Below are 10,845 nucleotides of genomic sequence, written 5' to 3'. Positions count from 1 at the left end.
CGGTGGACACAACACACCAGAAATTGGGAGTTGGCGAATCAGGTCTGGCTTAATCCGGAACGGATTGAGCCAGAAGTATCACTGCATGTAGCATGAAATGACGCGACAACTACGTTGACAAACGCCGGTAATCAATACCTAAAAGGAATTAAAGACGTAGTTTTTGATATCGAGCTCAAACAAAATTTTCAAGAGAATGCTGGATTCAAACTTTCATTAGCTCGCTTTTCTTCAGCTATGCAAGCACTTTCAGATGCGCCAGAACTATTCACCACCACCCCTAAAGTTGAAATTGGAAATAACTCAACTGGACCAAGTTTCACTTTTCAGACAAAGCTTTCAAAAGAAGCGAATGATTTAAGCATCAATTTCAACTTCAACCCGACCCCAGACATCCCAAATCGAATAAATGTAGTAATTGGATACAACGGAACTGGAAAAACTCAGCTTCTTTCAAAATTAGCGACCGTAACCAGTGGTTATGGATATAAAAGAAAAAAAGACCTCCTATCAAGTGAAACGGGGAAATTCGTTGACTCGGCGCCCAATTTTGGTGGAGTTGTGGTTGTCTCTTATAGTGCATTCGATACGTTTGAAATACCTGGTCAGGATGAATCAGAGCGAAGTCATTTAGATCTTGATGGTGGATTTTTTGGTTATACGTATTGTGGTTTGAGAAAAGTAATTCGATCTGACAATAACGAACCAATCTATGGCTTGAAAGATCATAGAGAGATACGTGCGGAATATTCTTCGGCACTTCATCGAATTAGGGAGCAAGGCAGACAAGAGATATTTCTCAAAATACTAGCACCAATAACCAATGAAGCATCATTTCAAAAAATTGGTATTTCCCAAGGTGCCAATAGTTTATTGGATGATCAAAACTTCTTATTGTTGAGCACAGGGCATAAAATCGTATTAACTATTGTTGCCCAACTGACTTCGTTACTGGAGAAAGAACGTCGAATGCTGGTGATCATGGACGAGCCTGAAGCTCATTTGCATCCTCCGTTGCTCGCTTCCCTACTACATAGTTTTCGTATTTGTATGGAAGAATTCGACGCATATTCAATTATTTCAACGCACTCTCCCGTAGTACTTCAAGAAACTCCATCGAAATATGTCAGAATTTTGCGAAGAATTGGGAACTCGTCACAAGTTTCATTACCTTTAATCGAAACGTTTGGTGAAAATATTGGTGTTATCACTAAAGATATTTTTAATCTTTCTGATGAAACTACAGACTGGCATGATGTCTTAAACGCTCTTGCAAAAGATCACTCACTTGAAACTATCGAAGAAAAATTCGGGAAAAGATTGGGATTTTCCGCACGTTCATATGTAATGAGTTTGATAGACGAAAGATAGAAATGCGTTATTTAGGCTCTCCGCATGACGATGGAAAAGCAGTATTCAACGCAATATACGCTGCTAAACGCAATCTAACAAAAGATCATTTATATGAGATATCAGCTAGTGTTTTCGAGTCATACGAGAACTATTTAAAGCACACAAGTAATTTAACTGCCCTAACAGCAATCACTTTGACTACTCCTCAAACGGAAGCGTTAATTCATGCGTTTGATGTCCCTACCAAACCTTTATCCGAGTTATGTGAAAATTTTATTGGGAGTTGTGCTGTATGTCCGTTTTGCCAGTTAGATCAAACGGCTTCACTTGACCATTATCTACCTAAAAGAAAATTCCCAGAATTTTCAGTATTTCCACAAAATCTAGTTCCATGTTGCTTTACATGCAACAACAAAAAGAATGACCTTGTCACTGGTCAATCAAACAATACTCCACTTTTTCTGCATCCGTATTTCGATCAAGTTCACGACGAAACGTTTTTAACCCTATCGATAAAAATTATTGACGATGCGTTGCTTCTAAAATTTTACATAAATAAAACAGACAACATGACGCATGAGGACTTTACTCGTATCTCTACACATTTTGAAATACTACAACTGCGAAATAGATATCGGACAATGGCTCTTGATTTACTCAGAGGAATTAGATTTGGATTAGAAAAAAGATTTGCGACAGAGGAAAAAGAAATTGCGGTCAGTAAATACTTAAAAGAGGAAGCTAGTTCAATTGCATGTAGCCATGGGAGAAATTATTGGAAAACGGTTCTATTTTCAACCCTAGCAAATAATGCGTCTTTCTGTGACGGAGGGTTTACAGTTATTCCTATGTAGTATCAAGTTCTTTAGTAGCGGGCGGTGACAATCAGCATCGCCAAAGTGCGAAAAAATTAAAGGGCTATCCGGTCAGGCGTAAATCTTTCACCGCCCCTGCCGCGCAAAAAACTCCCAAATCATTTCCGTCCCATTCGGTGCCATCGGCGACGGACCAAGCAAGCGTGCGCGGCGGTAGTAGGGTTGTGGCAAACCATGCCCACCGCCGTGGATAGCGACGAGTTCGACTTCGGTTTTGGGGTTTTGCTTCCAGCTTATGCGTTCCACATCGACACCTGATATTGTGGTCGTCTGTACTGTGGGTGTGGCGGTGATCTTGTTCAGGTCTGCGAAATATTGTGCTGATGCGCGGGCATTGAGTACGTCGCCGCATTTGTAGAACAGGCCTAGCAGGTTCACTTCACCTCCCTTGTAAGGCACCAGAGGGTCTTTGGTGCCGTTCATGATCATGACTGAGGTTAGGCCTGTGCCAGCGGGTTTGCAGCGGAAGTTTTGCGGCACTTGTACGCTGGCGGATACTGCGGCTACGGCGCGGAAGCGGCTTGGGGATTCCAGTGCCAGGCGTAGTGACATGAAGCCGCCTGCGGATACGCCGGTGGCGAATACGCGGGTTTTGTCGGTGCCGAGGTCGTTGATGAGTTTGTCGGTCAGGGCATTGAGGAAGCCGACGTCGTCGATGTCGCGGCCATTGACCTGGTAGTCGCCGACTTTGCCGCAATCATTCCAGTCAAAGCTGTAGGAGTCGGGGTAGGCGATGGCGAAGCCATGCTGGTCGGCGAGGCGTTCGAAGCCGTAGCCGGTTTCTACGCGTATATCTTCTGCGCTTTGGCCTGAGCCGTGCATGACCAGTATCAGGGGTGCGCCTTTGGGCAGGTCGCGTGGCACATAGCTGATGTAGGTGCGCTTGATGCCGCCTGCTTGTATGCTGCCTTTTTGCACAGCGCCAGACAAGGCCGGGCGGTCGGGTGTTGGGGAATAAATGAAGTAGGCGAACAGTGCGCCGCACAGTGCGATGAGGGCAAGCAGCCCCAGCATAATCCAGGCAAACCAGCGTAATACTCGTTTCATTGCGCACTTTCAGTGACTGGGCGTGTGGACGGGAATTTCCACCGTTCGCCCGGCTGTACTACCTATTGTTGATATACCTGGTGTTTGCATACCTGGCACCGAAGCTCAGGGAAGATGAGATACAACAGCACGAAGCGGTACCAAGCGGTACCAAGCGATACAAGCGGCACCAAGCGCTACAAATCAGCAAGATGGTGTAACAGCAAGATCGCGGTCTTGCGTGATTCGTCGCGGTGATCTATTTGGCCGCTGCTGTTGAATTCTCCCCTTAACCTGGCTTCTTTAGTTGGCTCCCGTAGTCTGGCTGGATTGGCACGCTAAAACATGGCTCACTTAGATATGGCTCACTTAATATGGCTCACTTTATGCAGCGAGCCATATCCTGATCCTGAGGGAGGAAAGCCTGGTCAGTGAAAACTGTTCAGTAAAGGCGGGTCTTAGGACAGTTCACTTTGATTGATGATAATCCGTGACACCAGGCCATATTCCTTGGCTTCGGCAGCACTCATCCAGAAATCGCGGTCTATATCTGTCGTGACTTTTTCCAGTGACTGGCCGGATTCCCTGGCGATCAGGGCAGCGATGCGTTCGCGTATCTTGACGATTTCGCGTGCCTGAATAGCGATATCTGAAGCCTGGCCACCAAAACCACCGCTAGGCTGGTGGATCAAAAAGCGGGTGTTTGGCAGGCAGACACGGCGCTCTTTTGGTACCGACAGGAACACATTCACAGCTGCACTACCTACCCAGCCAGTGCCAACGATATTCACAGGTGCATCGATGAACTTGATGATGTCATGGATGACATCGCCAGATTCCACATGGCCGCCTGGGGAAGATACCAGGATGGTGATAGGCTCTTTGGATTCTGCCGACAGGGCGATCAGACGCTGGGAGATTTCTGATGCCAGTTTGTCGTTGATCGTGCCAAATACCAGCACAGTACGGGATTTAAAGGCCTTTTCTTCGAGGAAAGGGCTGCGTGCTTGTGATTCGTTGTTCTCTTTTTCGTCGGCCATGAAAGTCTTCTTATCTGATCTGGTTGAAATTTGGTAATTTTTGGTGAATATGGAGGATGATTTTATGTCATTCCAGGCTGCCTAGATGGCTGCTCAGGCAGTTTTTTTCAAGTAGGCCTCAGCCAGCCTGACCCAATAAGTTGCGCCTATGGGCAGCAAATCGTCATTAAAGTCATAGCTGGGGTTGTGCAAGTTGCAAGGCCCGAGGCCATGTCCCATGTCCCGGTGGCCGCCATCACCATTGCCCAAAAAGACATAGCAGCCCGGTTTGGCTTGCAGCATGAAAGAAAAATCTTCTGCGCCCATGGTGGGTTCTACCCTTTCATCGACCTTGTCTGCACCTACCACACTGCGCATCACTTCTGCGGCAAAGGCGGTTTCCTTCGCATGGTTGATCAGGGGCGGGTAATTGCGCTTGAAGCGGAAATCCACCTGGGCATCAAACGCCGCTGCCGTATGTTCGGCGATGGTGCGCATGCGTTTTTCGATGAGGTCTATCATTTCTGTACTGAAGGCGCGTACGGTTCCTATTAACGTTGCTTCATCCGGGATGACATTGGTGGCACTGCCGGAATGGATTTGTGTGACTGACAGCACGGCAGACTCCAGCGGGCTGGCATTGCGGCTGACGATGGTTTGCCAGCTTTGTGCCATCTGTATTGCCACGATAATCGGGTCTATGCCCTTGTGCGGTTGCGCCGCATGGGCACCTTTACCTCTGACGATAACTTCAAATTCATTTGACGAGGCCATCATGGGGCCAGGCGTAACGCCAAAGGTGCCAACCGCAACACCCGGCCAGTTATGCATGCCAAAGACTGCATCCATGGGGTATTTGTCGAACATGCCTTCTTCTATCATGCGCCGTGCACCGCCGCCGCCTTCTTCGGCAGGCTGGAAGATCAGATAGACGGTGCCGTCAAACTCTTTATACTTGGACAGGTAATGCGCTGCTCCCAGCAGCATGGCTGTGTGACCATCATGGCCGCAGGCATGCATTTTCCCGTCATGCTTTGAAGTATGGGCAAAGGTATTGATTTCCTGCATGGGCAGGGCATCCATATCGGCCCGCAAGCCTATGGCACGTTCGCTAGTGCCATTCTTGAGCACGCCGACGATGCCTGTGCCTGCCAGGCCACGGATGATGGGTATGCCCCAGGCTTCAAGCTTCTGCGCGACAACTTCAGAAGTACGGTGTTCTTCAAAGCAAAGCTCGGGGTGGGCGTGGATATCACGCCGGATTTGCTGGATTTCGGCCTGGAATTGGACGATAGGGTCGATCAGGTTCATTTTTTGTCTCCGGATTGCATTGCATCAATGCGCTGGCAATAAGCCAGTGGCAGATACGTGCAAGCTATTTTTTCAGGATGTTATCCTGTTGATAAGAAAAATGATAGTCAGCACGGTATTTGGCTCAATACCCGCTTACGACATGTTTCTTCAGTATAGAGAAAGATACCAGATTCCGGGCAAACTGGTAGTGATCCATCTGCGCCAGGATCGTATATACATACTACAAAAACTGCTTTGACTAAATGCCTTGACCAGCTTACCTTACCAGCGCATTCCAGACATGGCACTCATGCCTGCGCCATAAATGGCCAGCATGCTCAGTATCAGGCCTATGGGGCCAGACACCAGGCTGCTCCACAGGCAGTTAATTGCGAGTTGCCTTTGCTTGCGCAACCGGGCAATGACCGCCACGGGCAGCATGATCAAGCCCAAAATGGCAGGCAACAAGAGCATGATCAGCGGGGTGTTGCGGCCACTGGCCTCAAGCATGAAGAAAGAAATCGTCAGCAGCGCGATCAGGTGCAGCAATATCAGTCTGGCGCGGTCGCTGCGCAGGCGTGTTGCCAGGTAAGAAAAATAAGCAGGGTAACTGAGGCCACCGAGCATGAGCATGCCAGGCACATTGCTGAGATTGGTGTGGCTGATGTAGTCATACACCAAAGGTGGCAGTATCAGGACCAGCAGGATCAGGAAAAGATGCAGGGCAATACGCAATGCAATACGCTTGTTGATGGGCATGTAAGCTCAGTTTATACGGGGAGAGTCGCAGGCAAGGCCCGCAGCTTGCTTAGTGTAGCAGATGGCACGGCTTGTACGAGTCTGCGTACGAGTCTGCTTACGAGTCTGCGCACGAGCCTGACATAAAGCCTGTAAAATTCGCTAAAAGACAGTAAAACATTATATATACGCAATGCAGATACTCATGAAACTTTCATGCCGGAAAACCAGCCATGGGCCAGCCCAGGCGGATTCCCTGTATCTGCCGATAATCTCTAGGCAGGGCTGATACATGCCAGGGTTCATCTTGCGCCGCCTGCTGCAAAGCCTGGCAGTTTTGCTGCTCATGTCACTGCTGGTATTTGCTGGCGTGTATGCAATCGGCAATCCCATCGATATCCTGATCAGCCCTGAGGCAGATCAGCTTGAGCGTGCGCGCATCATCGCTGCCTTTGGCCTGGACCAGAGCCTGCCGCAGCAATACTGGTTATTTTTGAAAAATGCCCTGGCTGGTGACATGGGGCGTTCCTTCGCTTATGCGACACCCGCCTTGGGTCTGATCCTGGAACGCATGCCCGCCACGCTGGAGCTGGCCGTGTTTGCCATCTTGATTGCGGTAGTGCTGGGCATACCGCTGGGTCTGCTGGCCGGTTTGCGGCCTGACAGCATTGCTGCAAAAAGCATCATGGCGGTATCGATACTGGGCTTCTCCCTGCCTACCTTTTGGGTAGGGTTGATGCTGATCATGGTGTTTGCCGTACAACTGGGCTGGCTGCCTTCCAGCGGGCGGGGCGAGACTACGCTGTTGCTGGGCATACCTGTGAGTTTTTTGAATATCGATGGCCTCAGGCATTTGCTCTTGCCTGCGCTTAACCTTGCGCTTTTCAATATCGCCATGGTGATACGCCTGACGCGCTCTGGTGCGCAAGAAGCGCTGCTGCAAGACTATGTGCGCTTTGCCCGCGCCAAGGGTTTGCGCAATAGCCGCATCATCGGTGTGCATGTACTCAAGAATATCCTCATCCCTATCGTCACTGTGATTGCCTTGCAATTTGGTTCCATCATCGCCTTTGCGATAGTCACTGAATCGGTGTTTGCCTGGCCGGGCATGGGCAAGCTCATTATTGATTCGATACGTGTGCTGGATAGGCCGGTCATCGTTGCCTATCTGCTGTTGATTGTCAGCCTGTTTATTCTCATCAACCTGGTGGTGGATGTGGTGTATTCATTGCTGGACCCGCGTGTGCGTTTGTCGGAAAGCCGGGGCTGATTGTTATGACCGCGATGTCTGAACCCATCACTCCAAAAATTGAAACGCCCTTGCAACGTTTCTTGCGCGACTTCTTTGCCAGCCGCATCGCCAGCCTGGGCAGCCTGATTTTATTGCTGCTGGTCTTGCTGGCGATATTTGCACCACTGATCTCGCCGCAAAATCCTTATGACCTGATGGCGCTGGATGTCATGGATTCACGCCTGGAACCCGGCAAACTCTCTGCAGATGGCAAGCATAGCTTTTTGCTAGGCACTGATGAGCAGGGGCGCGATATGCTGTCGGCCATCTTCTATGGCTTGCGTATTTCGCTCATCGTTGGTTTTTCCAGTACCGTGATTGCGCTGGCAATCGGGCTCAGCCTGGGTTTGCTCGCTGGTTATCTGGGTGGCCGTGTCGAGGCCATGATCATGCGTATTGCTGACATACAGTTATCTTTCCCCGCCATCCTGATTGCCATGATTTTGCTGGCGTTGACAGGCCAGGGCGTGGGCAAGATCATCATCGCGCTGGTGCTGGTGCAATGGGCTTACTATGCGCGCACTGCCCGCAGTGCGGCACTGGTGGAAAGACAGAAAGAATATATAGAAGCCGCAGTCGGCCTGGGCTTGTCACCGGCGCGCATTATCTGGCGTCACTTGCTGCCTAACTGCTTGCCACCGCTGATCGTCATCGCGGCCTTGCAGGTGGCATCGGCGATTTCGCTGGAAGCCACGCTGTCATTTTTGGGACTGGGTTTGCCAGTGACTGAACCCTCACTGGGTTTGCTGATCGCCAATGGTTATCAATATCTGTTGTCCGGTAAATACTGGATCAGCTTTTATCCCGGTCTGGCCTTGTTGCTGACGGTGGTGTCCATCAACCTGGTGGCTGACCATTTGCGCGATGTGCTTAACCCGCGCTTGCAGACGCAATAGGTGGAACTGACATCATGACAATCGCGACTCTGGAAGTACAAAACCTGCAGACTGAATTTGCCAGCCGTGCCGGTACTGTGCGTGCGGTGAATAATGTCAGCTTCCGCGTGCAGCCTGGGCAAATCATGGGCCTGGTCGGTGAATCCGGTTCTGGCAAATCCATGACTGCTTATTCCATCATGGGCCTGATAGACCCACCCGGCAAAGTCACGGCAGGCAAAGTCTTGTTCAAGGGGCAGGACTTGCGCAGCCTGTCGGCAGAAGCCATGCGGCAAATTCGCGGTAACCGTATCGCCATGATATTCCAGGACCCGATGATGACCCTGAACCCGGTCTTGCGCATCGATACGCAAATGATGGAAACCATCTTTGCCCATCAGCAGGTCAGCCGTGAAAAAGCACGCGACATGGCACGTGCCGCCCTGGTCAAGGTGGGCATACCCTCACCAGATGAAAGACTGCTGGCCTATCCGCACCAGTTTTCTGGCGGCATGCGGCAAAGGGTGGCAATCGCCATAGCACTTTTGAATGAGCCTGAGCTGATTATTTGCGATGAGCCAACCACTGCACTCGATGTGACCATACAGGGTCAAATCCTGTATGAAATGCAAAAGCTTTGCCGCGAATCTGACACGGCATTGATCTGGATTACCCATGACCTGTCCGTCGTGGCTGGCCTGGCTGATACTGTCGCTGTCATGTATGCCGGCAAGATAGTCGAGAGCGGCAGCGTGCAACAAGTATTGGAACAGGCTATGCATCCCTACACCCATGGCTTGATCGCCTCATCACCATCACGCAACCTGCATGGACAAAGCCTGCGCCAGATACCGGGGGCAACTCCATCCTTGCTGAACTTGCCGCAAGGCTGCGCCTTCCGCCTGCGCTGTGAACGTGCGACCTCTGTTTGCGAACAAGATCCGGTTACAGAAAATCTGCAAGGTCACAGCGTATTGTGTTTCCATCCCATGCACGCAGTCGCAGAGGTGACGCATGACTGATATCCGCCAGCCCGCCTTGCTGGAACTGCGCCAGGTCAGCAAGCGCTTTGCCAAGCCTGTGGCACTGACAGACAAGCTGACGCAGCTATTCGGTGCTGTCAGCAAACAGCAAATCGTCCATGCCGTTGATAAAGTCGATGTGAGTCTGCAAGCAGGTGAAGTCGTTGGTCTGGTTGGTGAATCAGGGTGCGGCAAATCTACACTCGGGCGCATGGCCGTGGGCCTGCACAGTTTGTCTGATGGTACCCGCTGGTGGCGTGGTGAAAACCTGGCAGACATGGATCACACCAAACGCAGGCAAATGCAACTCGCCGTGCAAATGATATTCCAGGACCCGTATGCCTCACTGAACCCGCGCCTGCGCGTGCAAGACATCGTCGGTGAAGCGCCGGTAGTGCATGGCATGATCAAGTCGGCAGAACAGCAGGAATATGTAGAACACCTGCTACAAAAAGTAGGGCTGGACCCGGCTGTGCTGAAACGTTTCCCGCACCAGTTTTCTGGCGGCCAGCGTGCCCGCGTCGGTATCGCCAGGGCACTGGCCGTGAAGCCTGAACTGCTGGTATGCGATGAAGCAGTAGCGGCGCTGGATGTGTCTATACAGGCGCAAGTCCTGAACCTGTTTATCAAACTGCGTGATGAACTGAACCTGACTTACCTGTTCATCAGCCATGACCTTGGTGTCGTCAGTCATGTGTCTGACCGTGTACTCATCATGTACCTGGGCCGCGTGGTTGAATCCGCCGCGACGACAGAAATTTTTGAACGGCCTAATCATCCCTACACACAAGCCTTGCTGGCATCAGCCCCGAGGCTGGAAGTGCGCAAGATGGAATATGTTGCCATCAAGGGTGAAATTCCTTCCCCGCTTAATCCACCGACCGGCTGCCACTTCCATCCACGCTGCCCACGTGCGATGCCCAGGTGCGTGACAGAGCAACCTGAATTTAAAGAAGTCGCACCTTCGCATTTTTCAGCATGCCATTTAAATACCTGATTGTTATCTTGTCCCGCTTGATGTATTCATGGCCCGCAGGAATGGTCGATGCGCTGTTTGACAAATGATAAAGCCGGAGAGTCGAATGCCTGAACAAAACTGCCCTGCATGTGGTTTCGCCGTCTTTAACCGACGTTATGCCAAATGCGAAAAGTGTGGCATTAGCCTGCCTGAAACTATCGTCATGTCCAGGCAAGAATTGCGCGATATTCGTGAACGTGAACGGCAAGAAGAAGAGGCCGCCGCAGAGTTAAAGAGAAAACAGGCGAGGCGTTCTGCAAACCAATCAGGTGATGATTATGACTATGATTTTGACGTCGGTAATCTGACCGGTGCTGATGATGGTTCTGCCTGAC

Annotated in this window: 11 protein-coding genes; 7 read left to right on the top strand and 4 right to left on the bottom strand. The window is 50.6% G+C overall.

From position 1 onward, the window contains the following. Window positions 1–114: 114 nt before the first annotated feature. The gene (locus ACO0LN_RS14470; protein WP_422974887.1) at window positions 115–1,371 is read left to right on the top strand and encodes an AAA family ATPase; all 1,257 of its coding nucleotides are present in this window, start codon (window positions 115–117) and stop codon (window positions 1,369–1,371) included. 2 nt (window positions 1,372–1,373) lie between these two features. Then, on the top strand, window positions 1,374–2,207 hold the full coding sequence (locus tag ACO0LN_RS14465; protein ID WP_422974885.1) for an HNH endonuclease: 834 nt from the start codon (window positions 1,374–1,376) through the stop codon (window positions 2,205–2,207). An 87-nt stretch (window positions 2,208–2,294) separates the two neighbouring features. Here the strand turns inward: ACO0LN_RS14465 and ACO0LN_RS14460 are convergent, their stop codons facing one another. From ACO0LN_RS14460 to ACO0LN_RS14445, 4 genes are all read right to left on the bottom strand, one after another. Continuing rightward, window positions 2,295–3,275, bottom strand: coding sequence for an alpha/beta hydrolase family esterase (locus ACO0LN_RS14460; RefSeq protein WP_422974883.1), 981 nt, complete (start codon window positions 3,273–3,275; stop codon window positions 2,295–2,297). 437 nt (window positions 3,276–3,712) lie between these two features. Further along, window positions 3,713–4,324, bottom strand: a complete 612-nt coding sequence (locus ACO0LN_RS14455) for an ATP-dependent Clp protease proteolytic subunit (protein ID WP_422974906.1) — start codon at window positions 4,322–4,324, stop codon at window positions 3,713–3,715. Window positions 4,325–4,387: 63 nt separating this feature from the next. After that, window positions 4,388–5,584 (bottom strand): M20 aminoacylase family protein, encoded by a 1,197-nt coding sequence (locus ACO0LN_RS14450; RefSeq protein ID WP_422974881.1) that lies wholly within the window; start codon window positions 5,582–5,584, stop codon window positions 4,388–4,390. A 264-nt stretch (window positions 5,585–5,848) separates the two neighbouring features. Further along, window positions 5,849–6,325 carry a hypothetical protein gene (locus ACO0LN_RS14445; RefSeq protein ID WP_422974879.1) on the bottom strand — a complete coding sequence of 159 codons (477 nt, stop codon included), beginning with the start codon at window positions 6,323–6,325 and terminating at the stop codon, window positions 5,849–5,851. 271 nt (window positions 6,326–6,596) lie between these two features. Between ACO0LN_RS14445 and ACO0LN_RS14440 the strand changes: the two genes are divergently transcribed. From ACO0LN_RS14440 to ACO0LN_RS14420, 5 genes are all read left to right on the top strand, one after another. Next, entirely contained in the window at window positions 6,597–7,574 is a 978-nt protein-coding gene (locus ACO0LN_RS14440; RefSeq protein WP_422974877.1) for an ABC transporter permease, read from the top strand. 14 nt (window positions 7,575–7,588) lie between these two features. Beyond that, window positions 7,589–8,491 carry an ABC transporter permease gene (locus ACO0LN_RS14435; protein ID WP_422974875.1) on the top strand — a complete coding sequence of 301 codons (903 nt, stop codon included), beginning with the start codon at window positions 7,589–7,591 and terminating at the stop codon, window positions 8,489–8,491. A 14-nt stretch (window positions 8,492–8,505) separates the two neighbouring features. Continuing rightward, the gene (locus tag ACO0LN_RS14430; RefSeq protein WP_422974873.1) at window positions 8,506–9,492 is read left to right on the top strand and encodes an ABC transporter ATP-binding protein; all 987 of its coding nucleotides are present in this window, start codon (window positions 8,506–8,508) and stop codon (window positions 9,490–9,492) included. After that, entirely contained in the window at window positions 9,485–10,489 is a 1,005-nt protein-coding gene (locus ACO0LN_RS14425) for an ABC transporter ATP-binding protein (protein WP_422974871.1), read from the top strand. The genes ACO0LN_RS14430 and ACO0LN_RS14425 overlap by 8 nt, the downstream gene beginning before the upstream one ends. An 85-nt stretch (window positions 10,490–10,574) precedes the next feature. Beyond that, window positions 10,575–10,844, top strand: coding sequence for a hypothetical protein (locus ACO0LN_RS14420; protein ID WP_422974869.1), 270 nt, complete (start codon window positions 10,575–10,577; stop codon window positions 10,842–10,844). The last annotated feature ends 1 nt before the right edge of the window (window position 10,845 follow it).

It is taken from the genome of Undibacterium sp. TC9W (genome assembly GCF_049339865.1).
In the GTDB taxonomy this organism is placed as follows: Bacteria; Pseudomonadota; Gammaproteobacteria; order Burkholderiales; family Burkholderiaceae_D; genus Undibacterium.
This window is presented reverse-complemented; position numbering and strand designations above follow the sequence as displayed.